The 24,694-nt window shown below is 35.8% G+C and carries 20 protein-coding genes and 1 pseudogene; 16 read left to right on the top strand and 5 right to left on the bottom strand.

Annotated elements, in window-relative coordinates:
- Positions 1 to 100 precede the first annotated feature (100 nt).
- From CRO00_RS03065 to pnp, 15 genes and pseudogenes are all read left to right on the top strand, one after another.
- Complete coding sequence (locus CRO00_RS03065) at positions 101 to 1,816, top strand: proline--tRNA ligase (RefSeq protein ID WP_097072172.1); 1,716 nt, start codon at positions 101 to 103, stop codon at positions 1,814 to 1,816.
- A 64-nt stretch (positions 1,817 to 1,880) separates the two neighbouring features.
- Positions 1,881 to 5,732, top strand: a complete 3,852-nt coding sequence (locus CRO00_RS03070) for a PolC-type DNA polymerase III (protein ID WP_237658302.1) — start codon at positions 1,881 to 1,883, stop codon at positions 5,730 to 5,732.
- A gap of 849 nt (positions 5,733 to 6,581) precedes the next feature.
- Positions 6,582 to 8,381: a group II intron reverse transcriptase/maturase gene (gene ltrA, locus CRO00_RS03075; RefSeq protein ID WP_272914304.1), complete on the top strand. Its 1,800-nt coding sequence runs from the start codon at positions 6,582 to 6,584 to the stop codon at positions 8,379 to 8,381.
- Between the two features lie 105 nt (positions 8,382 to 8,486).
- Positions 8,487 to 9,002 (top strand): annotated as a pseudogene (locus tag CRO00_RS03080) (helix-hairpin-helix domain-containing protein); the annotation flags it as partial.
- Between the two features lie 307 nt (positions 9,003 to 9,309).
- On the top strand, positions 9,310 to 9,786 hold the full coding sequence (gene rimP / locus CRO00_RS03085) for a ribosome maturation factor RimP (RefSeq protein WP_097072174.1): 477 nt from the start codon (positions 9,310 to 9,312) through the stop codon (positions 9,784 to 9,786).
- A 26-nt stretch (positions 9,787 to 9,812) separates the two neighbouring features.
- Positions 9,813 to 10,961 carry a transcription termination factor NusA gene (gene nusA, locus CRO00_RS03090; protein WP_097072175.1) on the top strand — a complete coding sequence of 383 codons (1,149 nt, stop codon included), beginning with the start codon at positions 9,813 to 9,815 and terminating at the stop codon, positions 10,959 to 10,961.
- 52 nt (positions 10,962 to 11,013) lie between these two features.
- Positions 11,014 to 11,292 (top strand): RNase P modulator RnpM, encoded by a 279-nt coding sequence (gene rnpM, locus CRO00_RS03095; protein ID WP_097072176.1) that lies wholly within the window; start codon positions 11,014 to 11,016, stop codon positions 11,290 to 11,292.
- A complete protein-coding gene (locus tag CRO00_RS03100) occupies positions 11,289 to 11,594 on the top strand; it encodes a YlxQ family RNA-binding protein (RefSeq protein WP_097072177.1) in 306 nt (101 codons plus the stop codon). The genes rnpM and CRO00_RS03100 overlap by 4 nt, the downstream gene beginning before the upstream one ends.
- A gap of 14 nt (positions 11,595 to 11,608) precedes the next feature.
- Positions 11,609 to 13,828, top strand: a complete 2,220-nt coding sequence (gene infB, locus CRO00_RS03105) for a translation initiation factor IF-2 (RefSeq protein ID WP_097072178.1) — start codon at positions 11,609 to 11,611, stop codon at positions 13,826 to 13,828.
- Positions 13,828 to 14,106 carry a DUF503 domain-containing protein gene (locus CRO00_RS03110; RefSeq protein ID WP_097072179.1) on the top strand — a complete coding sequence of 93 codons (279 nt, stop codon included), beginning with the start codon at positions 13,828 to 13,830 and terminating at the stop codon, positions 14,104 to 14,106. Before infB ends, CRO00_RS03110 begins: the two co-directional genes overlap by 1 nt.
- A 76-nt stretch (positions 14,107 to 14,182) precedes the next feature.
- Positions 14,183 to 14,524, top strand: coding sequence for a 30S ribosome-binding factor RbfA (gene rbfA, locus CRO00_RS03115; protein ID WP_097072180.1), 342 nt, complete (start codon positions 14,183 to 14,185; stop codon positions 14,522 to 14,524).
- 99 nt (positions 14,525 to 14,623) lie between these two features.
- Positions 14,624 to 15,535 carry a tRNA pseudouridine(55) synthase TruB gene (gene truB / locus CRO00_RS03120; RefSeq protein ID WP_097072181.1) on the top strand — a complete coding sequence of 304 codons (912 nt, stop codon included), beginning with the start codon at positions 14,624 to 14,626 and terminating at the stop codon, positions 15,533 to 15,535.
- A gap of 13 nt (positions 15,536 to 15,548) precedes the next feature.
- On the top strand, positions 15,549 to 16,499 hold the full coding sequence (locus tag CRO00_RS03125; protein WP_097072182.1) for a bifunctional riboflavin kinase/FAD synthetase: 951 nt from the start codon (positions 15,549 to 15,551) through the stop codon (positions 16,497 to 16,499).
- Between the two features lie 135 nt (positions 16,500 to 16,634).
- Complete coding sequence (gene rpsO, locus CRO00_RS03130) at positions 16,635 to 16,904, top strand: 30S ribosomal protein S15 (protein ID WP_097072183.1); 270 nt, start codon at positions 16,635 to 16,637, stop codon at positions 16,902 to 16,904.
- A 328-nt stretch (positions 16,905 to 17,232) separates the two neighbouring features.
- Positions 17,233 to 19,350, top strand: coding sequence for a polyribonucleotide nucleotidyltransferase (gene pnp / locus CRO00_RS03135; protein ID WP_097072184.1), 2,118 nt, complete (start codon positions 17,233 to 17,235; stop codon positions 19,348 to 19,350).
- Between the two features lie 55 nt (positions 19,351 to 19,405).
- On the opposite strand, the gene CRO00_RS03140 is transcribed toward pnp, so the two are convergent.
- Together CRO00_RS03140 and CRO00_RS03145 are read right to left on the bottom strand one after the other, a co-directional pair.
- Positions 19,406 to 20,689: an ABC transporter permease gene (locus CRO00_RS03140; RefSeq protein WP_097072185.1), complete on the bottom strand. Its 1,284-nt coding sequence runs from the start codon at positions 20,687 to 20,689 to the stop codon at positions 19,406 to 19,408.
- Complete coding sequence (locus tag CRO00_RS03145) at positions 20,679 to 21,374, bottom strand: ABC transporter ATP-binding protein (RefSeq protein ID WP_097072186.1); 696 nt, start codon at positions 21,372 to 21,374, stop codon at positions 20,679 to 20,681. Before CRO00_RS03145 ends, CRO00_RS03140 begins: the two co-directional genes overlap by 11 nt.
- A gap of 191 nt (positions 21,375 to 21,565) precedes the next feature.
- Here CRO00_RS03145 and CRO00_RS03150 point away from each other — a divergent pair, with 191 nt between their 5' ends.
- The gene (locus CRO00_RS03150) at positions 21,566 to 22,792 is read left to right on the top strand and encodes a M16 family metallopeptidase (RefSeq protein WP_097072187.1); all 1,227 of its coding nucleotides are present in this window, start codon (positions 21,566 to 21,568) and stop codon (positions 22,790 to 22,792) included.
- 40 nt (positions 22,793 to 22,832) lie between these two features.
- Here CRO00_RS03150 and CRO00_RS03155 read toward each other — a convergent pair whose 3' ends face one another.
- From CRO00_RS03155 to CRO00_RS03165, 3 genes are read right to left on the bottom strand one after another with little or no spacing between them, the layout of a single operon-like run.
- Positions 22,833 to 23,462 carry an ABC-2 transporter permease gene (locus tag CRO00_RS03155; RefSeq protein WP_097072188.1) on the bottom strand — a complete coding sequence of 210 codons (630 nt, stop codon included), beginning with the start codon at positions 23,460 to 23,462 and terminating at the stop codon, positions 22,833 to 22,835.
- Positions 23,462 to 24,310 carry an ABC transporter ATP-binding protein gene (locus CRO00_RS03160; RefSeq protein ID WP_097072189.1) on the bottom strand — a complete coding sequence of 283 codons (849 nt, stop codon included), beginning with the start codon at positions 24,308 to 24,310 and terminating at the stop codon, positions 23,462 to 23,464. Before CRO00_RS03160 ends, CRO00_RS03155 begins: the two co-directional genes overlap by 1 nt.
- The gene (locus tag CRO00_RS03165) at positions 24,307 to 24,687 is read right to left on the bottom strand and encodes a GntR family transcriptional regulator (RefSeq protein ID WP_097072190.1); all 381 of its coding nucleotides are present in this window, start codon (positions 24,685 to 24,687) and stop codon (positions 24,307 to 24,309) included. The genes CRO00_RS03160 and CRO00_RS03165 overlap by 4 nt, the downstream gene beginning before the upstream one ends.
- Positions 24,688 to 24,694: the final 7 nt, after the last annotated feature.

Consider the following 24,694-nt stretch of genomic DNA (forward strand, 5'->3'; position numbering starts at 1 on the left):
ACCCGTTAACATGTTCTTTATCATTACATTTGTCGTGGTTAGCGAGTGCAAGTGCATTTTCTTGTGGAACTAATCAGTGAGAAAAAAAGGTGGAGCACTTATGAAACAAAGTTTAACGTTAATTCCGACAATGCGTGAAGTGCCTTCAGATATTGAAGTAAAGTCATATAAAATGTTACTTCGAGCAGGGTTTTTAAAACCGAGTACATACGGTGTATATTCGTATTTACCTTTAGCGAAACGGTTACTCACAAAAATTGAAAAAATTGTTCGAGAAGAAATAGAAGCGGTTGGAGCCATTGAAATTTCTCTCTCTAGTCTTCAATCGCATGATATTTGGGAGCAGTCGGAAAGAATACACCATTTTAAAGACGAATTATTAACTTTAACAGATAGACATAAACGAAAGCTTTTACTTGCAACATCCCACGAAGAAATAGTAACAATGTTAGTTCGTGATGAAATAAAATCCTATAAAAAACTCCCATTAATTCTTTATCAAATTCAAATGAAATACCGCGACGAAAAGAAATCACGAAAAGGTTTAATAAGAAGTCGTGAATTTTATCTGAATGATACTTATTCATTCCATGCAAATGAAATCAGTTTAAGTGATACTTATGATCGAATAGTTCAAGCTTTTACAAATATACTAAATCGATTAAGATTAAACTATTTAGTTGTTGAAGCGGATTCTGGAGTTAAAGGAGAAATCCAAGCACAGGAATTTATTATCCCTTCAGAATATGGGGATACAGTTATTGTTAAATCTAATCAATCAAACTATATGGCAAATGTTGAAGTTGCTAACATTATGCCTAATAATAAAGAGAAAACTACACTATTGAAATTACTTGAAAAAGTTGCTACACCTGAAGTAACAACGATTCGTGATCTTTGTCAATATTTTAATATCTCACCTGAGAGTTGTATGAAAACGCTTGTTTATTTAATAGATGATGAATTTGTCGTAGTTTTAGTGCGAGGCGACCATCAAGTAAATGAATATAAATTGAAGAAAGTTCTAAATGCAACATCCATGCGTTTAGCAAATGAAGATGAAATTAATGATCTGCTTGGTTGTTCACCTAGCTCAATTGGTCCAATTAAGCTACCAATTAACATAAAAGTGTTTGCAGATTATGCTATACAATCCTTAACGAATTCCGTTACAGGTGCTAATGAAGAGGGCTACCATTATATTAATGTGAATCCAGAGCGAGACTTTGCGATTAATACTTATGCAGATTTACGGTATATACAAGAAGGTGAAATTTCTCCTGATGGGGAAGGGATTACACAATTTATTTATGGACACGAAATAGGTCATGTTATAAAATTAGGGACATTCTTCTCAGAAAAGTTTAACGCAAACTTTGTTGATGAACATGATGTCTCAAATCCTATTTTAATGGGAAGCTACCAATTAGGCATCTCTAGGTTACTTGCTATCTTAGCAGAAAAATGCCAAGATGATAATGGCTTTGTGTGGCCAACCTACTTGTCTCCATATGATATTCATTTAATCCCAATTAACCGCGATGATGAAGTACAATGGAACCTATCAAATGAGCTATACAATATATTAAGTTCTTATCATTTTGATGTGCTTTTTGACGATCGCCATGAAAGTCCGGGGGTAAAGTTTACAGACGCGGATTTAATCGGCCTTCCCGTTCGTGTAATGATTGGCAAAAAGGCAACTGAAGGTATTGTAGAGGTTAAAATTAGATCAACTGGTGAAACTTTTGAATGGGCGAAAGAAGAATTAGTAGATCGGTTAAACGAGTTTTTCCGAACGAATTCCTATAACTAGACGATTAGGAAGTACAAATTTGTACTTCCTTTCTATAATTAATCATAAAAAAGAGGTGAGTTTAATGTCAGAAGTTCAAGAAGCTAGAGAAAGATTTTTAACATTATTACAGCAATTACAATTAACTGAAGACGTCTATATGTCCTACTTTGAACATGGAGAACTCACTCGACTTACGGTTCATCAAAAAAAGAGAAATTGGTGTTTCCACATTAAACTCGAAAATATCCTACCTTTCAAACTTTACCAACTTATTCGAACAAGATTAAATGAACAATTTTCTCATATTGCACAAGTGGAGTTTAAAATTGAAACTAGAAATCCGGTGATTAACGAACAATTAGTTTCTGATTATTGGTTAACGTCACTTGAACATTTAGATGCTTCTCCGCCAATAAAAGAACGATTAATTTCACAAATCCCAAAATGGAACGGTAATAAACTAATTGTGACTTGTATGTTAGAGATGGAACAGTTAACGTTGAAGTCAAAATATACGCAAAAGATTTCTGAAGCTTTCCAATGTGTTGGATTTCCACCTTTATCTGTTGAAGTACAGTTAGTAGAAGCAACCGACGAAATGAAAGAAGCACAAGCCTTATATATCGAACAAAGGCAATTAGAGGAAGCAGAACTTGCTAGACAAGCTATGGAAGATTTCAATAAAAGAGAACAAGTTAAAAATGATACGCCAGATGCAGTGCCAACTGGACCGTTCCAACTTGGTCAACACATTAAGGACATTGAAATCCGAGAAATTCGTGGAATTATCGAAGAAGAGCGCCGTGTAGTGATTGAAGGTTATGTATTTGCTGTAGAAATAAAAGAATTAAAGAGCGGCCGTTCTCTTTTAGAGTTGAAAATGACAGATTACACCGATTCAATTTTAGTAAAAATGTTCTCCCGCGATAAAGAAGATGCAGAGATCATGGCAAGATTGAAAAAGGGTATGTGGATTAAAGTCCGTGGTTCTGTTCAAAATGATACGTTTGTTCGTGACTTAGTTATTATGGCTAATGATATTAATGAAATTTATAAAGAGTCGAGAAAAGACCTAGCACCAGAAGGAGAAAAACGAGTAGAATTGCATCTTCATACGCCGATGAGCCAAATGGATGCAGTTACACCCGTAGACCAGCTAGTTGCCCAAGCCGCCAAATGGGGACATCCTGCCATAGCCATTACAGATCATGCTGTTGCGCAAGCGTTCCCGGAAGCATATTCTGCCGGAAAAAAACATGGAATTAAAATTATTTATGGCGTGGAAGCAAACTTAGTGGATGACGGTTCTCCAATTGCTTATGCAGAACAACATATAAACCTTGATGATGCAACATTTGTTGTGTTTGACGTTGAGACAACTGGTCTTTCAACTGCTTACGATACAATTATTGAGCTTGCTGCAGTTAAAATCCAAGAAGGAAAGGTTATTGAGCGGTTCGAACGATTTGCCAACCCTCATCGACCTTTATCTGCGAAAATTATCGAATTAACTCATATTACAGATGATATGCTTCGTGATGCACCTGAAGTAAATGAAGTTGTTGCCGAGTTTAAAGACTTTATAGGAGATGCAATTGTTGTAGCCCACAATGCGTCCTTTGATATCGGCTTCTTATACACGGCATACGAAAAAGCAGGAATTACAGGCGTTTTACACCCTGTTATTGATACGTTAGAGTTGTCACGGTTCTTAAATCCTACATTGAAAAGTCATCGTTTAAATACGCTATGTAAAAGGTATGGTATTGAGCTAACTCAACATCACCGCGCAATCTATGATACAGAAGCAACAGGGGAATTAATGCTTCACTTATTGAAAGAAGCAAATGATCATGGAATCAAATATCATGATGAATTTAACAAGCAAATTAATAAAAATGAAAGCTATAAACAATCCCGCCCATATCATTGTACAATTTTAGCTACTAATAATGATGGATTGAAAAATTTGTTTAAACTGATTTCTATTGCCCATACGCAAACTTACCACCGTGTTCCAAGAATTCGGCGTTCAGATTTAATTAATCTTCGAAACGGCTTAATCGTTGGCTCTGGTTGTAATAACGGAGAGTTATTTGAAACGATGATGAACAAATCACCTGAAGAAGCGGAAAAGGTGGCCAAGTTTTACGATTATATTGAAGTCCAACCAAAGCCAGTTTATTCCCAACTAATTGAAGGTGGAGTAATTCACGACGAATGGAACTTAGAAGATATTATTCGTAAATTGGTGAAACTAGGTAAAAAAATGGGGAAACCTGTTGTTGCAACTGGTAATGTCCATTATTTACATGAAACGGATGCCGTATTTAGACAAATATTAGTAGGTTCCCAAGGTGGGGCGAACCCATTAAATCGCTATAAATTGCCTGCAGTTCATTTCCGTACAACAGATGAAATGTTGAAAGAATTTGATTTTTTAGGACCAGATTTAGCGAAAGAAATTGTCGTTACAAACACACAAAAAATTGCCGATATGGTTGGCGATGTAAAACCGATTAAAGATGAATTATATACACCAAAAATTGAAGGTTCTGATGAAGAGGTAACCAATTTAACTTATGAAATGGCACATAAAATTTACGGTGAAGATTTACCTGAAATTGTGAAAGCCCGAATTGAAAAAGAGTTAAAATCGATATTAGGTAACGGTTTTGGAGTTATTTATTTAATTTCTGCAAAACTCGTAAAAAAATCTTTATCAGATGGGTATTTAGTAGGCTCTCGTGGATCGGTTGGCTCTTCCCTTGTGGCAACATTTATGGAAATAACAGAAGTAAATCCATTACCACCGCATTATATTTGTCCAAACTGCAAAAATGCGGAATTCTTCGATGATGGTTCTGTTGGTAGTGGCTTTGACTTACCAAACAAAGAATGTCCAAAATGTGGATCCCAATATAAGAAAGATGGACAAGACATACCGTTTGAGACGTTCCTAGGATTTAAAGGAGATAAAGTGCCTGATATTGACTTAAACTTCTCAGGGGAATATCAACCAAATGCCCATAACTATACGAAAGTGCTATTTGGTGAAGACTATGTTTACCGTGCCGGAACGATTGGTACAGTTGCTGAGAAAACTGCATACGGTTATGTAAAGGGATATGGAACAGATCATAACATTACATATCGAAATGCAGAAGTTGACCGCCTCGTACAAGGTTGTACAGGTGTGAAAAGAACAACTGGGCAGCATCCAGGTGGAATTATTGTTGTGCCTGACTACATGGATATTTATGATTTTACTCCAGTTCAATTTCCAGCCGATGCCCAAGATGCTGAGTGGAAAACAACTCACTTTGATTTCCATTCCATACATGATAATGTATTAAAACTCGATATATTAGGGCACGATGATCCGACAGTGATTAGGATGCTACAAGACTTATCAGGTATAGATCCGAAAACTGTCCCTACAGATGATCCTGAAGTGATGAAAATTTTCTCTACACCAGAGTCATTAGGTGTTACAGAAGAGCAAATTGGTTGTAAAACGGGAACTTTAGGTATACCTGAATTTGGAACACGTTTTGTTCGCCAAATGTTAGAAGAAACAAAGCCTTCAACGTTTAGTGAACTTGTACAAATTTCTGGTCTTTCTCACGGTACGGACGTATGGCTAGGAAATGCACAAGAACTTATTAACAGTGGAACTTGTGTATTATCTGAAGTTATTGGCTGTCGTGATGACATTATGGTTTATTTAATTTATCAAGGATTAGAGCCAAGCTTTGCCTTTAAAATTATGGAATCTGTACGTAAAGGGAAAGGTTTAACAGAGGAAATGGAAGCGGAAATGCGCGCTCAAAAAGTTCCGGAGTGGTACATTGACTCTTGTAAAAAAATTAAATATATGTTCCCGAAAGGTGCGACACGTTGGCAGCACAACCCTAACAGAAATGTTGGATAAAACTGCCCCATAAAGAAAACAAAGACAATAAAAAATAGTTTTCTTATAGAGAACTGTATAAAACGATTCGGAAGGTGAAATCCCTTTCCACTACTTACAGGGAGTAGTGAAACACCCTAAGCACTGCGACTGGCTTGGAATTTCTCACAAATGAAAAGTCAGAGAGCTCGCTAAAGTTCATCTCGAAAGCATGACACGTAGATGTTAGTAGAGGTGGGGGTCCTATAAAAGTTGCTATGGTAAGGAGACGAACTCTCGTTTGGAAAGGCTCGTAAGGACAGCTTCACTGAGAAGTGGAGACTACTGCTTGCAGTAGTTCATCTGTGGTCATCCTATCTTTTGGGGGTGTGACTGCGTTTATCCATTCGAAGGATATTCGGTACAGCAAGTAACCTGCTTTTGCTGTACTAGGTGACGGGTTAGAGAGAGTACCTAAGGCAACCATATTTAAGGGATAGTTTTATACGGAACGTGTGAAGGCTACTAGATGGATGGAGGAGCCAAATGAAGTCTTGAAAGTAGGAAATGACTTTCTTAAAGTAGCTGGCAGCAGCCCGTAGTAGCGTTGAAGCATCTGTAATGGATGTAGAGCGAAGGGGCATAGTCAAACGATAGGTTATAAACAATCGCTAATGCTAAGAAACTCCGTTGAGAATAAATTACTTGGTAAGTGTAACTAATACGATTTTATTGTAGAGGTGACTGCCATTGAAACTTAGCATACCGAAATCGGAAGAAGAATTTCAACAATAAAAAGATAGGTTATATGAAGAAACGAAAGTAGCCCTATCCCAAAATAAACAACCAATTTTTAAAGGTATTCTTGAGGTAGCACAATGTGACGTTGTTATTCTAACTGCATTTCATAAGTTGAAGGGCAATAAAGGTAGCGATACTCCAGGTGTAGATGAAAAAACGATGCGTACTGATATTCTAAATAAGGACTTTAAAAAGGTTTTAAAAGAAGTAAAAAATCAGTTTCAGCATTATACACCGAATATGGTTAGAAGAGTACACATCCCAAAAGACAATGGAGAAACGAGACCACTTGGAATTCCAACTATTGTTGATAGGGTAGTGCAAGAATGTATTCGAAGTGTGTTAGAACCGATATGTGAAGCTCAATTTTTCGAGCATTCTTATGGGTTTAGACAATGGAGAAGTACAGAGCATGCACTCAGTCGAGTAACGGATGTCGTACAAAAAACGGGTTATCATTGGGTTATTGAAGGGGATATTTCAAAATTTTTCGATACAGTCAATCATACGAAATTGATTAAAATACTTTGGTCATTCGGTATTCAAGATAGACGCATTTTAATGATGATTAAAGCAATGCTTCAATCGGGCGTGATGGACGAGATTATTAAAAGTGATTTAGGAACTCCACAGGGTGGAATTATTTCACCACTACTAGCAAATGTGTATTTAACACCTTTCGATAACTTTGTTACAAGAGAGTATGAACGGAAAAAGTTGAGAAAAGAATATAGTTCAGGACAGCGAAGCTTAATACTGCGGGGATTGTCTGGGAAACCTAGAATCAAACCAATTCCATGCTACCTCATTCGCTATGCGGATGACTGGGTAGTTGTAACGAACAGTAAAAAGAATGCTGAAAAACTTGTATATAAATACGAGAAGTATTTGCGAGAAACACTGAAACTTACGCTTTCCATAACAAAGACGAAAATTACAAATGTTCGTTCAAAAGCTATTGAGTTTTTAGGTTATAAATATAAACAAGTCCGAGGAAAAGCAGAAAAAGGCTATATCTCTAGAACAAAGCCGATTGAAGATAAATTAGATAAGAAAATTATCGAATTGCTAAAAGACATTAAAATGCTGAAAAAATGTAAAGATACCGAAACACTTATTTCAGATATAAATATCATCAACTCAAAAATACGTGGTCTTATTAACTATTATCAAGTGACAACTTGGGGTTCTGAGTCCATGAAAAAGTATAATCAACGAGTGAGATGGGCGGCTTATAGAGCTATTAGGCGAAGGCTTGGTGCAAAAAGTGCTAAAGGGAAAAATAAAAAGGTTGACTGGATGAGAGCCAACCTTTGTACAAATTTGATAGAACTGCATAGTAACTATACCACAACTTTGCCAACACTGAAATATAAAGAGCATGTAATTGGCGTAACGGACTTAGCATTTATTAAGTTTCAACAGCCTACTTTGTTTAATCAAATGGAAACACCATTTACTAAAGAAGGTAGGGAACGTCATTTAACGCGATTAAGAAAAAGACCAAAACAGTTTCGTTTAGATTTTATCTTCGGTGCAGATGCAATGGCAACCCGAAGATTATTGGCTAATAAGAAAAAGAAAAAACGGTTGTATAACTTTGAGTTTTATTTAAATAGGGCATATGCTTTTAATCGAGATAAAGGGAAATGTAGAATATGTGGAAAAGAAATTGCTCCACATGAAATTGAGACACATCATGTTAATCCGAATTTAACAACTGAACTTGTTAATCGGGTAAGCAACTTAGCTTCGTTACATGCTAGTTGTCACAATGACATGCATAACCTGACATTAACCGAAACTTTATTACTTGCTAAAGGTTATACTACAACCTCAGTAAAGAAAATTCTTAACTTCAGAAACAAATTAGCGATGAATAGTTTATAAACGTTTGATGGAACGCCGTATGAATTGAAAGGTTCACGTACGGTGTGAAGTGGGGGAAAATGAAGTCCTAACGAGTAGGGTCGAGGATGGATTTACCTATCACTATCCCATGCTGCAGCATATGTTTTAATGGCAGTACGTATAGCGTGGTTTAAAGTACACCATCCTATTCTTTATTACGCTGCATACTTTACTGTTCGTGCAAGTGACTTTGATTTAATCGCCATGACGCAAGGCTCTGCAGTTATTCGTTCTCGGATTGATGAAATTAATGCAAAAGGTTTAGAAGCATCTAAAAAAGAGAAGGATTTACTAACAGTTTTAGAACTTGCACTAGAAATGTGTGAACGAGGAATGAACTTTAAGAAAGTTGATCTATACCGCTCAAAAGCAAGTGAATTTATTATCGACGGAAATTCCTTAATTCCACCGTTTGATGCAATACCAGGACTTGGTACGAACGTTGCAAAAGCCATCGTTGCAGCAAGAGAGGAAAAAGAGTTTTTATCGAAAGAAGACTTGCAACAGCGCGGTAGAGTTTCTAAAACAATCATCGAATATTTAGACACGCTAGGATGTTTAGAAGGCCTTCCAGATGCTAACCAACTGTCATTATTCTAAGGTTTTCAACTGCCATTTAAGATACAAAATAGTGTAAATTTGCATTTACTAAAAGTTTATGCTATTGTTATGGTAATAATTTGTTGATAGTTTTTACAGCAAAGAGTGGGTTTTTATCCCGCTCTTTTCTGTTGTTAGGATTATCCAAATTATCCCACTTGAACTTAAGTTCAATTTTAATTTCACCATTTATGGTGGAATTTTGCGTTTATAGGGGATAGTAAAAGTAAGAAACTATCATTGCATAGTGCAGCATGCTTACAACATTCAATTTTTAATAAGCGCCAAATTACGTTGGGAGGATACCATGAGTAAAGTAACGTCAGTAATTGAAGAGCTTGTTACACCTATTTTAGAAGAGCTAAAACTTGAATTAGTCGACATAGAATTTGTGAAAGAAGGTCGTAACTGGTTCCTTCGTGTATATATCGATACACCTGAAGGCGGAATAGATATCGACCAGTGTGCTATTGTTAGTGAGCGTTTAAGTCTCGTTTTGGATGAAAAAGACCCTATCGAGCAAAACTATTATCTAGAAGTTTCTTCTCCTGGTGCAGAACGACCATTAAAGAAAGAATCTGATTTTGAAAAAGCAGTTGGTAAATTTATTTATGTAAAAACATACGAGCCAATAAAAGATATGAAAGAATTCCAAGGCTATCTAAAAGCATATACTGAACAAGGTTTAGAGCTAGAAGTTCGTATAAAAACACGTAAAATCAATATTACAATTGAAAAAGAAAAAATCGCAAAAGCACGACTTGCCATCGATTTTTCTTCATAACGCATATATTTAGGAGTGAAAACAAAATGAGTAGTGATTTACTAGATGCTTTAACTGCTCTGGAGCAGCAAAAAGGAATTTCCAGAGAGGTTCTTGTTGAAGCAATCGAAGCGGCATTAGTAACTGCATATAAACGAAACTTTAATCAAGCACAAAATGTTCGTGTTGATTTAAACTTGGAAAATGGCTCTATGATCGTTTATTCTCGTAAAGATGTTGTAGAAGAAGTAGAAGATGATCGCCTTCAAATTGCTGTTGAAGATGCCAAAGAAATTAACCCTGCATATGAAGTTGGCGATGTTTTAGAGCAAGAGGTTACACCACGTAACTTTGGCCGTATTGCTGCTCAAACTGCAAAACAAGTGGTGACACAAAGAGTACGTGAAGCAGAGCGTGGATTAATTTTCGAAGAGTTTGTAGACCGTACTGATGATATTGTGAATGGTATAATTGAACGCCAGGATGCAAGGAATATCTATATTAGTTTAGGTAAAGTTGAAGCAGCCTTACCGGTAAATGAACAAATTCAAGGTGAAGTTTATAAACCACAACAAAGAATTCGTGTATATATTACGAAAGTTGAACGAACTACTCGTGGTCCTCAAGTAATTGTTTCACGTACACACCCAGGTCTGCTACGTCGATTATTTGAAATGGAAGTACCTGAAATTTATGAAGGCATCGTGGAAATTAAATCCATTGCCCGTGAAGCTGGGGACCGTTCAAAGATTTCCGTTTATGCTCATAACGAAGAAGTGGATGCAGTTGGTGCTTGTGTTGGTGCTAAGGGTGCACGTGTACAAACAATCGTAAACGAACTAAATGGTGAAAAAATTGATATAGTAGAATGGTCAGAAGATCCTGTGGTTTTCGTTGCTAATGCTTTAAGCCCTTCTAAAGTATTAGATGTACAGGTAAATGAAGAAGAAAAGTCTACAACTGTTGTAGTACCAGATTACCAACTATCCCTCGCTATCGGAAAACGTGGTCAAAATGCAAGACTTGCTGCCAAATTAACAGGTTGGAAAATTGATATTAAAAGTGAAACAGATGCTCGTGAGCTAGGTATTTATCCTTCCGAATCAAGTAGATTTATTCAAGAACAAGATAATGACAATGATTCATTGTATGATGAAGATATTGAATACGATTTATATCAAGACGACGAAGAATAAAAAACTTTACAAGCTTTAAGATTTTTGTTTTATGAGGAAAGGTGAAGTTCTCATGGCTACTCAAAGAAAAGTACCATTACGGAAATGTGTCGTAACTGGAGAAAGCTTGCCTAAAAAATCAATGATACGGATTGTTCGCTCTAAAGAAGGAGAAGTATCAGTAGATAATACAGGAAAAAAATCAGGTCGCGGTGCTTATATATCAAAGTCAGAAGAGGCTGTTGAATTAGCCAAAAAGAAAAATATATTAGAGCGCCATTTAGAAGTGAAAATACCAGACGAAATCTACGATGAAATTATTAAATTGATTCGTAGGGAGTCTATTTTATGAGTCAAAAGGTGTTTCAACTATTAGGTCTCGCTGCTAGAGCAAGAAAAGTAATTTCAGGCGAAGAATTAGTTGTGAAAGAAATTCGCAACAACAAAGCAAAACTAGTATTGTTAGCTAATGACGCCGCTCATAATTCAAGTAAAAAAATTCAAGATAAGTGTACGTTTTACAACGTTGAGTATCATGTCTTTGGTGATCGCTACCAGCTCGGAAATGCTATTGGTAAAGAAGCACGTGTCGTAATCGCTATTACAGATAGCGGGTTTGCGAAGAAGATGTCTAATCTACTCAACGAAATATAATCGGGGGTGAGCAGATGACCAAAATCAGAGTTCATGAATATGCAAGAAAAGTTAACAAGTCAAGTAAAGAAGTAATAGAAGAACTGAGTAAATTCAATATAAAAGTAACAAACCATATGTCTATGCTAGAAGGTGATGCAGTTTCGAAACTAGATACTGTATTTACTCGTAGTACGAATACAAGTAATTCTGCAAATACAAATCAAAAAGCCGCTACTAATGTAGCATCAAAACCAAAAAATACATCGAAAGAACAACAAATGACTAAACAAAAAAAACCTACAAATAACTCAAATAACGAAAATAAACAATCTACTCAAGGACCAAATAAAAAAGTCAACCATAACAACAATAAGAATATGGATCAAAATAAAAAAGGTGGATTTAATCAACGTAAAAAACCAGGAATCCATGGTGGGAAACGACGTCATCCAAAAACTCATCTACCTACACTTCCTGCAACACCGAAAGAATTACCAGAAAAAATCACGTTTTATGAATCTTTATCAGTTGCTGATTTAGCGAAAAAACTTCACCGTGAACCATCTGAAATTATTAAAAAGTTATTTATGCTTGGTGTAATGGCTACAATAAACCAAGAATTAGACAAAGATGCAATTGAATTAATTTGTGCTGATTATGGTGTTGAAGTTGAAGAAGAAGTTCGCGTGGATATTACTGACTTAGAAGTATATTTTGAACAAACTGAGGAAGTAAACGATGAAGAATTAACAGAACGTCCACCAGTTGTGACAATTATGGGACATGTTGACCATGGGAAAACAACTTTATTAGACTCTATTCGTCATACAAAAGTTACTGCAGGTGAAGCAGGCGGTATCACGCAACATATCGGTGCTTATCAAGTTGTCGTAAATGATAAGAAAATTACATTCTTAGATACACCGGGGCATGCTGCATTTACGACAATGCGTGCACGTGGAGCAAAAATTACAGATTTAGCGATTATTGTTGTAGCTGCAGATGATGGTGTAATGCCACAAACTGTGGAAGCTATCAATCATGCTAAAGCTGCTGAAGTTCCAATTATTGTCGCAGTGAATAAAATGGATAAACCATCCGCAAATCCTGATCGCGTTATGCAAGAATTAACAGAACATGGATTAGTACCAGAAGATTGGGGCGGCGATACAATTTTTGTTCCAATTTCAGCCTTAAAAGGTGAAGGTATTGATACGCTATTAGAGATGATACTATTAGTGTCTGAAGTAGCAGAATTAAAAGCATCTCCAAGCCGTTCAGCTATTGGTACTGTAATTGAAGCACAACTTGATAAAGGTAGAGGTTCAGTTGCTACGCTTCTAGTGCAAGATGGTACGTTACGTATTGGTGACCCTATTGTTGTTGGTCATGCTTATGGACGTGTCCGCGCAATGGTTAATGATGTTGGCCGCCGTGTAAAAGAAGCAGGCCCAGCTACTCCAGTAGAAATCACTGGTATTAACGAAGTACCTCAAGCAGGTGATCGTTTCGTCGTATTCGATGATGAAAAAACAGCTCGTTCTGTTGGGGAATCTCGTGCAATGACAGCGATCCAAGCAAGTCGCTCAGAAAAACAACGTGTTACATTAGATAATTTATTCGAACAAATGTCTCAAGGTGACGTGAAAGAATTAAACTTAATCGTCAAAGCAGATGTTCAAGGTACAGTTGAAGCAATGGCTGCATCTTTAATGAAAATTGATGTAGAAGGCGTAAACGTAAAAATTATCCACACTGGTGCAGGTGCAATCACTGAATCAGATATTACGCTTGCTGCTGCATCCAACGCAATTGTTATTGGATTTAACGTTCGTCCAGATGTCAATGCAAAACGTGCCGCAGAAGAAGAAGGCGTAGATATTCGTCTACACCGCATCATTTATAAAGTAATTGAAGAAATTGAAGCGGCAATGAAAGGTATGCTTGATCCAGAGTATGAAGAAAAAATTATCGGTCAAGCTGAAGTTCGTCAAACAATTAAAGTATCTAAAGTTGGTACGATTGCTGGTTCTTATGTAACAGAAGGAAAAATCACACGTGATTCAGGTGTTCGTGTAATTCGCGATGGCATCGTAGTATTCGAAGGTGAATTAGATTCATTAAAACGTTTCAAAGATGACGCGAAAGAAGTAGCGAAAGGGTACGAATGTGGTATGACGATTAAAAACTTCAACGACATTAAAGAAGGCGATATTATCGAAGCCTTCATTATGGAAGAAATTAAACGATAGTGATTGTTTACGTAGAAGTTGAATATCAAATACCCGACGCCCATTCGTTAAAAGAAAAACGTGCAGTTCTCCAGCGAATGATAACTCGTACAAAACAAAAATTTAATGTCTCAATAGCAGAAATCGACCATCAAAATGTTTGGCAACGAACAAGATTAGCACTTGCTGTAGTTTCATCATCAAAACCAAGTGCTGAACGAGAAATTAACAATGCCCTTCATTTTTTACAATCAAACCCTGCATGGGAACAGCTTGAAGTATGGCGCGATTATTTCTAAAAATAATGGTGACAATAATTAAATACGAAAATTGTTTAACGAGTTTTCATCATCTTAATAAAGAGGTGACTCATCTATGTCATTACGTTCAAATCGTATCGCAGAACAAATGAAAAAAGAGCTTGGCGACATTATTACTCGTAAGTTAAAGGACCCCCGTGTTGGTTTTGTAACAGTTACGGATGTAGATGTTACAGGCGATCTACAACAAGCAACAGTATATATATCAGCCCTTGGTAGTGAACGCGAACGTGAAGATACACTTAAAGCATTAATGAAAGCATCAGGATTCATTCGTACTGAAATCGGGCACCGTATTCGCTTGAGACGGACTCCTGAAATAACATTTGAATTTGACTCATCTATTGAGTACGGAAATAAAATTGATGCACTATTACGCTCTCTTAACAACGATTAGTGGTTAATGGACGCTAAAGTATTATTTTAAGAAGAGGTCTACATCTGCATATTTAAGTGCAATGTAGACTTTTTCTATTTCATCTAAAGGAGATTAAACATGAACGGAATTCTACCTCTTTGGAAAGAAAAAGGCATGACGAGTCATGATTGTGTTTTTAAGTTAAGAAGAATATTGAAAACAAAAAAAGTTGGACATACAGGAACGCTCGACCCGCAAGTTGAAGGGGTTCTACCTATTTGTATTGGACAAGCGACAAGAATTGCGGAATATTTAACCGATGCGGGCAAAACATACGAAGCTGTGGTATCCATTGGTAGAACAACAGAAACAGAAGATGCAGAAGGAGAAACAATCGAGCAGGACTCCTCATATAAAAAATTAACAAAACAACAACTTTTAGATGCTTTAACAAAGTTAACAGGTGAAATTGAGCAAACACCTCCAATGTTTTCTGCAGTTAAAGTAAACGGGAAAAAACTATACGAATATGCCAGAAAAGGTGAAACGGTAGAAAGACCAACGAGAAAAGTAACAATTTATTCGTTAGAACTACTAAGCGATGAACATGTTTATGAAGGGCATGAAATTACGTTTCGTATCCGAATTACTTGTAGTAAGGGAACCTATATCCGTACTTTAGCAGTGCAAATTGGGGAACAATTAGGTTTTCCAGCGCATATGGCATCACTCGTGCGAACAGCATCTGGTACATTTTCTGAAAAGGATTGTGTTACATTAAAACAAGTTGAGGAAATTGTTCAAGACGGGAAGATAAATGAAAAAATTCTTCCTATTGAATATGCACTCTCATCCTATCCATTTATTGAAATTACACAATCAATTGAAAAACAAATTTTGAATGGACAAATACTACCTTTGCATGCATTATTAAAAGAAAATGATAAAATTGTATTTAGTAAAGGTGGTAAGGCTTTAGCAGTCTATGTTCCCCATCCATCCAAAGAAGGACTAATGAAGCCTGAAAAAATGTTCCCGGAACTATCATAAGGAGGCAATTCACTTGAATGTTGAACATTTAAGATACCCACATCAATTAGATCCAAATGATCAATCAACTGCCTATTCTTTAGCAGTAGGATTTTTTGATGGCGTACACAAAGGGCACCAAGCAGTAATCAAAAATGCAATTAAAAAAGCTCAAGAATTAAATATTGAAAGTGCAGTAATGACCTTTGACCCTCATCCATCGATCGTCTTGGGAGGTAGAAAAGAAAGAGTATTTTATATTACACCACTACAGCAAAAGATAGATCTTTTCCGCAAAATGGGCGTACAAAATGTCTTTGTTGTTCACTTTACATCAGATTTTGCGAAACTTTCACCTGAAGATTTTATTCAATATTTTATCCGTGATTTAAATGTGAAACATGTTACAGCTGGTTTCGATTTTACCTTTGGACAATTTGGTAAAGGTAATATGGAAACAATGGAACTTTTAAGCAATGATGATTATGGTGTATCCATCATTAATAAACAAGCTGATGACGAAGAAAAAATTAGTTCAACTAGAATTCGACAATGCTTACAAGATGGTGATATGGAAAGTGCTGCTAGATTATTAGGTAGAGCTTTTAAAGTACCTGGCATTGTTGTGCACGGTGACAAACGTGGCCGTACAATCGGATTCCCAACAGCTAATATTCAACCCTTTGAAGGCTCTTTTATACCGGGTACAGGAGTTTATGCAGTTCGTATTAAACTTCAAGATCAATGGTATGATGGGGTATGTAATGTCGGCTATAAACCTACCTTCAAAAACCCGAATGACAAACAACTATCAATTGAAGTCCATATTTTAGATTTTAATAAAAATATTTATGGCGAAGAAGTAGTAGTTGGTTGGTATAAGCGACTTCGTAGTGAACAAAAATTTGACGGTATTGAATCTTTAAAAGCCCAAATCGAGAAAGATAAAAATGAAGCAATTCAATATTTCCAATCAAAATCGTAAAAGTTGCTTGATTACATAAAGTATGGTACTATTCTTTAAGTGCTATATGCATATAATTCCTTAGCTCGGCTTTTCGAATCTCCAACGTTTGCTGTGCTAACGGTGTTAAAACAATTATTTAGGAGGTCCATTCACATGGCAATTACAAAAGAACGTAAAAATGAAATTATCGCTGAGTACCGTACTCACGAAGGAGATACTGGTTCTCCAGAAGTACAAATCGCAGTATTAACTGCTGAAATCAATGCTTTAAACGCTCACTTAGGCACTCATAAAAAAGATTTCCACTCTCAACGTGGACTTCTTAAAAAAGTAGGTCGTCGTCGTCACTTATTAAAATACTTACGTGAAAATGACGTACAACGTTACCGTGAATTAATCCAACGTCTTGGATTACGTCGTTAATTTTAATAAAGCTATAGTTAAAAGCGGGATTTATCCCGCTTTTTATTTATGCAAAAACGATAGATAAAATTAATATTTTTGGCAATACTATTCAATTATGGTCCTATTATTTTTAACCTTAAATAAAAAGTTAATTTTGTACATATATGGGTCAAATTAGGGCTATTATTATTAAAGTATCCTTTAGCTCCTAAATAATTTGTAAAAAATATACGAATTAGCCATAATTATATTGAAAATATTTAGCATAGAAAGTGCTTTTTTGATACACTAACTATGATATATAAATCGTGACGTAGTGTGTTTTAAATAGAAAGGGGTTCATTTAATGACCGAAAAAAAAGTCTTTTCATATGAGTGGGCTGGCCGCAATCTAACTGTTGAAGTGGGTCAGCTAGCGAAACAAGCAAATGGTGCAACATTAGTACGCTATGGTGAATCCGCTGTACTTGCAACTGCAACAATGTCGAAAACGCCAAAAGCTCTTGATTTCTTCCCGTTAACTGTTAACTATGAAGAACGTCTTTACGCTGCCGGGAAAATTCCAGGTGGGTTTATTAAACGTGAAGGGCGACCATCTGAACACGCAATCCTAGTTTCTCGCTTGATTGACCGTCCAATTCGCCCAATGTTCCCAGATGGTTTCCGTAACGAAGTACAAGTTATTTCCATGGTTATGTCATCTGATCCAAACTGCCCAACAGATATGGCTGCAATGTTTGGTTCGTCATTGGCATTAGCCATTTCAGATATCCCGTTCAACGGTCCAATTGCAGGCGTACACGTAGGCTATATTGATGGACAATTCATTATCAATCCTACTATAGAACAATCAGAAAAAAGCACAGTTCACCTATCAGTGGCAGGGAACAAGGATGCTATTAACATGGTAGAAGCAGGGGCTCTAGAAGTACCAGAAGAAATCATGCTTGAAGCAATTATGTTCGGTCATGAAGAAATTAAGAAATTAATCGCCTTCCAAGAACAAATTGTTGCTGAAGTTGGTAAAGAAAAAATAGCTGTAGAACTATTCGAACTAGACCAAGAAATTACTGCACAAGTAAAAGCAATGTGCGAAGAAGATATGAATGCTGCGATTCAAACAGTTGAAAAACATGCTAGAGAAGATGCAATCAATGCAGTCAAAGAACGTGTACTTGCGGCTTACGAAGAACAAGAAGCAGATGACGTAACGTTAAAACAAGTAAAAACAATTTTAGATAAAATGGTGAAAGATGAAGTTCGCCGTCTTATTACAGAAGAAAAAATTCGCCCAGATGGACGTAAAGTTGACGAAATTCGACCTCTTTCTTCTGAAGTAGGATTACTACAACGTGCCCATGGTTCTGGCCTATTTACACGTGGACAAACACAAGCTCTTTCTATATGTACTTTAGGTCCATTAGGTGATGTACAGATTATTGATGGACTTGGTCTTGAAGAGTCAAAACGCTTTATGCACCATTATAACTTCCCACAATTCTCTGTAGGTGAAACTGGACCAATGCGCGGACCAGGTCGCCGTGAAATTGGACATGGTGCGTTAGGTGAGCGCGCTCTATTAGCTGTTATTCCTGATGAATCAGATTTCCCATATGCAATTCGCTGTGTATCGGAAGTACTTGAATCAAATGGATCTACATCTCAAGCTTCAATTTGTGCAAGTACTTTAGCAATGATGGATGCAGGGGTACCGATTAAAGCTCCTGTTGCTGGTATTGCGATGGGTCTTGTTAAAAAAGATGAACATTACACAATTTTAACAGATATTCAAGGTATGGAAGACCACCTTGGCGATATGGACTTTAAAGTAGCAGGTACTGCGAAGGGTGTAACAGCTCTACAAATGGATATTAAAATTGATGGCTTATCACGCAACATTTTAGAAGAAGCACTTCTTCAAGCAAAAGTTGGTCGTATGGTCATTTTAGAATCAATGCTTGCAACACTTGACGAGCCACGTAAACATTTATCAAAATACGCTCCAAAAATTGAAGTAATTCATATTAACCCAGATAAAATTCGTGACGTAATTGGTTCTGGTGGTAAGACGATTAATAAAATTATTGATGAAACAGGCGTTAAAATTGATACAGAGCAAGATGGTACGATTTACATCTCTTCAGCAAATGAAGAAATGAACAAACGTGCTAAAGAAATTATCGAATCAATTGTTCGTGAAGCAAAAGTAGGCGAGTATTACATGGCTACTGTGAAACGAATCGAAAAGTTCGGTGCATTCTGTGAAATCTTCCCTGGAAAAGATGGTTTACTACACATCTCTGAGATTCAAGAAGAACGTACGAATAAAGTTGAAGATGTGTTAAAAATCGGCGACGAATTACTTGTAAAATGTATTGAAATTGATAACCAAGGTCGCGTTAACTTATCACGTAAAGTAGTCATAAAAGAAGAAAAAGAGCGTGCAGCACAAGCACAAGAATAATTTTTTAACTATAAAAAAAGTACAACATCAAATTTGAGTTGTACTTTTTCTATTTTTATAACTCTTGGCGTAATGCATGGATCACTTGTATTTTGGTAGCTTTCCGTGCTGGCCGCCATCCTGAAAATATTGCAACAAGGATACTAATACTACCAGCAATAATGACTAAACTAAGTGGAATCATAGAAAATGTGATATCATGATTCATAATATTTTCATCTGATAATGCGTATGAGACGATATGAGGTAATATCGCATTGGCTAAAAAACTAATGATATAGGATACACCAATGGCTAAAATCGTACCTAATAAGCCAATAAATGTACTTTCCATTAAGAATAGACGCTGAATTAAATTTGGAGAAGCACCAATTGCTTTTAGTACACCAATTTCTCGCGTTCTTTCTGTAACAGCCATCGTCATCGTATTGAAAATTCCAATGGAGGCAATTAGTATGGCAATTGTCCCAATGAATAAAAGTCCTAGTTTAAAAATAAGGAAAAATAAATCCAGTTCCTCTAATTGCTCCACTTGGGAATATACTTGATATTTTTTTTCTTTCAGTTCATCTAATACTGGCATTACATGTTCTAAACTGTCCACATAAATAAGTGTAGTCGGTGATGTTATTAAAGCAGGGTACGCATTTCTTAATTCATCATGAAAAACAATAGACGAATCGATGTACCAATCATAAGTAGGCTCTTTTAAAATGCCGACAATTGTAAATGAAATAGGTTCGCCATATTGTTCAGCAGTTTCATCAAAGAATTGAAGTTCTACTTTTTTGTTTAATATTTCCCCTTTATAACCTTCATCAGCTCCATCATAGTAGCCACCTTCTTCTTGTGCAGCCTTTGATTTTCGTTCTATCTCAGCTTTGTCCGTTTCATTTAATAAACTTTGAGCGTAATGAAAGCCGACAACGATTTCATTTGTAGTTTCAGGAAGGCGACCCTCACTTAAGTTCGATGGAAGTTTCTTTTGTGCAGATATATCAATAAATGTACCATTGGAATCTCCCTCTCGACCTTCAAGTTTTGAGTGAATGGTACTATTGATACTTTCTTTTTTTAATACGACATTAACATGCTCAATTTCTTCGATAAATTTTTTATCTTCTTCCGTTAACGTTTCGTTTCCCCAAAGTTCAATTTGTGTAATTTGTTCTTGGTTCAAGATTTCGTTTCGCATCGTTTCTTGTATTCCAAAGCCAACAGAGGCAAGAACAATTAAGAAAGAACACCCAATCATCGTAGCGAGGACGGTCATTGTTACACGGAGTTTATTTTTCTTCATATGTTGTAAAACGAATAATATTTGGTCTTTAAAAAGCATATTGTGTACCTCCTACTAGAAATCCATCACTCATGCGCAGTTTGCGGTTTGCAATAGAAGCTACTTCTTCGTCATGGGTAATAATGACAAAAGTGATTTCTTCATTTTTGTTTAATTGTTGAATTAATAATAAAATCTCTTGTTCAGTTTGCGAATCTAGGCTGCCTGTTGGTTCATCTGCTAAAATAATAGGAGGATTGGTAATCATTGCTCTTGCGATAGCTACCCGTTGCTGTTGTCCACCTGAAAGTTCATTCGGGTAGTGATCCTCTACCTCAACTAGACCTACTTTCTTAAGAATTTCTTGTACTTTTTTTTGGCGAACTTGGTGACCTATCCCTTTTAACTTTAAAGGGAGCTCGATATTTTCAAACACAGTCTGTCCAGGTAGCAGTTGGAAGTTTTGAAAAATGAACCCGAAATGATTCATTCGAAATGCAGCACTTTCCTTTTCAGAAAAATGGGCAATTTCGGTATTATTAATCAAAATGGAACCCGATTCAGGTTTCATAAAGCCAGCAATGATTTGTAGTAATGTAGATTTTCCTGAACCACTTTTTCCGACAATTGCTACAATTTCTTTAGATTGGATATTGAAGTTTATACCTTTTAATACTTCTATACGGTTTTCTTTGTCTTTTTTTCCGATTGTAAAAGTATGTTTTAGTGAGTCGACTTTAATCATATTGTCATTCCTTTGTTTTGTGATAGCTTCATTGTAGGTAATAAATCTGAAGAAAGAAGAAGTGTAAATATGAAGATATTCTTAAGAAATGAAAAAGAAGCTTTTAATATTTAAATGTTCAAAGTTGAAGGATGTAAAAAGTTAGCATATGATTAAGTAATGTAATTTCAAGTAGGTAGGTGTGGATATTATTGGTGAATGTATATACATGTAAAAACGGTGTTCGAATTGTATCAGAGCACATTCCCCATGTTCGTTCGATATCTGTTGGGATTTGGGTAGGGGCTGGGTCACGATTTGAATTGCCTGAAGAAAATGGGATTACCCATTTTATTGAGCATATGCTTTTTAAAGGAACAAATACAAGAACTGCTAGACAAATAGCAGAAGAATTTGACCGCATAGGTGGAGAGGTAAACGCTTTTACCTCAAAAGAGAATACTTGTTATTATGCTAAAGTTTTAGATCACCATGGACCATTAGCCATTTCTATATTAGCAGACATGTTCTTTAACTCTACATTCACAAGTCAAGAATTAGAAAAAGAGCGTCAAGTGGTATTAGAGGAAATATTAATGAGTGAAGATGCGCCAGATGATGATGTACATGAAGTGTTATGGCGTGTTATGTATCCAAATGATGCATTAGGGTTACCTATATTAGGGACGAGTGAAACCCTATCAACATTTACTGATGACACGATAAGAAATTATATGGAGAAACATTATTATCCTGAAAATATTGTGATTTCTGTCGCAGGGAACATTACAAAAGAGCTACTTCTACATATTGAAAAGCTCTTTGGAGAAATGAAACGTTCCCCTAAGGCTGTTGAATCGGTTTTAACGTATCCAACTTTTCATTCAGGAAGAAATGTCAAAGAACGCGATGTGGAGCAATCCCATTTTGCGATGTCTTATCCGGCAATAGGTTCTAAAGAACCTGAACTTTATAGTTTTATCGCTTTAAATAATATTGTTGGTGGAAATATGTCATCTAGGCTGTTCCAAGAAGTGAGGGAAGATTTAGGTCTTGCATATACAATCTTTTCTTATCAATCTTGTTATCAAGATATTGGTGCTTTTACAATTTATAGCAGTACGAACAATCAGCAATTGCAATTGTTGCAAAATACCATTGAGCAATCATTAAACAAAGTGCTTCTTCATGGCGTTTCAGAAACAGAGTTAAATAATGCAAAAGAACAATTAAAAGGAAGTTTTGTTCTAGGATTAGAAAGTACAAATTCCCGGATGAGCCGAAATGGTCGCAACGAACTTACTTCAAAACGTCATAAAACAATGGATGAAACAATAGCTGATATTGATACAGTATCAATGGAAAAAGTGAATCAATTGATTGAATCCATTCTAGGTAATGATCCAGCCATTTCAATAATTGGCCAAGGAGTAAAATAAAATAGGTTGTCTCCTAAGGTCATTAGGAGATAACCTATTTTTAAAATTCCTTCGCTTCATAAAATTTGACGGAAATTATATATGAAAGAACTAATAAGATGAGCGCGAAAATGGGACTAACATAACTCATTCTTTGTATCGTTTCTATAGGTGGTAATGATGGGACCGTAATCAAGTCCAATACAAATTTCATCCCGTAACTAAATGAAAAGACAACTATGAATAATACAATTCGTGCCTTTTGCATCCCAAATTTAATAAAAGTTGGAATAATAAAGGATAACAAAACAATGCTTAAGGAAACAACTAAACAAATGATGGATATCAATTCATTCAACTTAAAAGTTTCAGAAACGTAATTTGAGAAGACAACAAAAGGACAAACAAGTAATAAAATACCTACCGTTAGAAGTAAACTTAAAATGTACTTACTTTTTATGATTTCTGACTTTCTAAAAGGAAGGGTGTTTGCGTACTTGTCCCAGCCGCTCATTTCATCAAATGCAAAAATAGAAGTGACTTGAATTGTTCCAAACATTAAAGTAATCGCTAAAAGAATCATTCCATCCCGAATAAAAAATGTCATGCCAATCACACAAATGACGATGAAAAAGACCCATTTTATTTGAGACTTCATTGAGAAGAAATCCTTTAGTAATAAAGCTTTCATTAGATAAGTACTCCTTTCACAAAAAATAACATTATGTCTTCAATGGTAGGTTGGTCAAGTTGAAAAGCTGAACTAACTTCATTTCGTTTTACTAATATTTCAACTCCAAAGGCTGATGCTCTTGTACGAATTTTAGCGTCAGAAGGTAAGTCCAAAGCCTGTTCCTTTGATCCCTTCCAAATACCAAGCTCATATAATAAAACATCTTTATTTTCACTAAATAATATTTCGCCTTCGTGAATAAATGTAATATAATCTGCAATTTTTTCTAAATCACTCGTAATATGAGAAGAAAACAAAATACTATTATTTTCGTCTTGCATAAATTGTAAAAATAAATCGAGTATTTCGTCACGTACAATGGGGTCAAGTCCGCTTGTTGGTTCGTCTAATATGAGAAGTTGCGGATGATGGGCTAATGCAATTGTTATGGACAATTTCATCTTCATGCCCCTTGAAAGTTCTTTAATTGGTTTATGAATTGGGACTTTTAATTGTGTGAGTAAATCGAAGTAATACTGACGATCCCAATTTTGGTAAGTCTCTTGTAGAAATTTATTGATTTGCTGTGCTGATAACATGTCGGGGAAATGGATGTCGTCAAATACTACGCCAATTCGTTCTTTTATTGTTAAATTGTCATCCTTTGCATCTAAACCAAATAATTGAATTGTTCCACTATCTTTTTTTAATAAATTTAAAATACATTTAATCGTCGTCGTTTTCCCGGCACCATTCTCCCCAACAAACCCCATAATTGTTCCAGTTGGTAAAGTGAAAGATACATCATTTAAATGAAATTGGTTAAAGTTTTTTCTTAAATTGAACACTTCGATTGCAAATGTCATTCCATTTCCTCCTCTACTAACAAAGATACTAATTCTAACAATTCTCGTTTTGGCATTCCGGCAGTTTTTGCTGTTTGTATAGCATTTTGTAAATGAGATTCAATTTGCCTTAATAGTTCTTCCCTTAAAAAATCTTGATTACGTTCAGCAATATAACTGCCTTTTCCAGCTACGGTTTCAATAAAACCATCCCGCTCTAAATCTGTATAAGCTCTTTTGGTTGTCATGACACTAATTTTTAAATCCTTGGCAAGGCTTCTAATAGAAGGAAGCGCATCACCTGCTTTTAAATCACCTGATAAAATTGCTTGTTTAATTTGCTGGGTTATTTGTTCGTATATTGGTTTTTCACTTGCGTTACTTAATCGTATTTGCATTTTTGCA

It is taken from the genome of Ureibacillus xyleni, from assembly GCF_900217795.1.
GTDB classification, from domain to species: Bacteria; Bacillota; Bacilli; order Bacillales_A; family Planococcaceae; genus Ureibacillus; species Ureibacillus xyleni.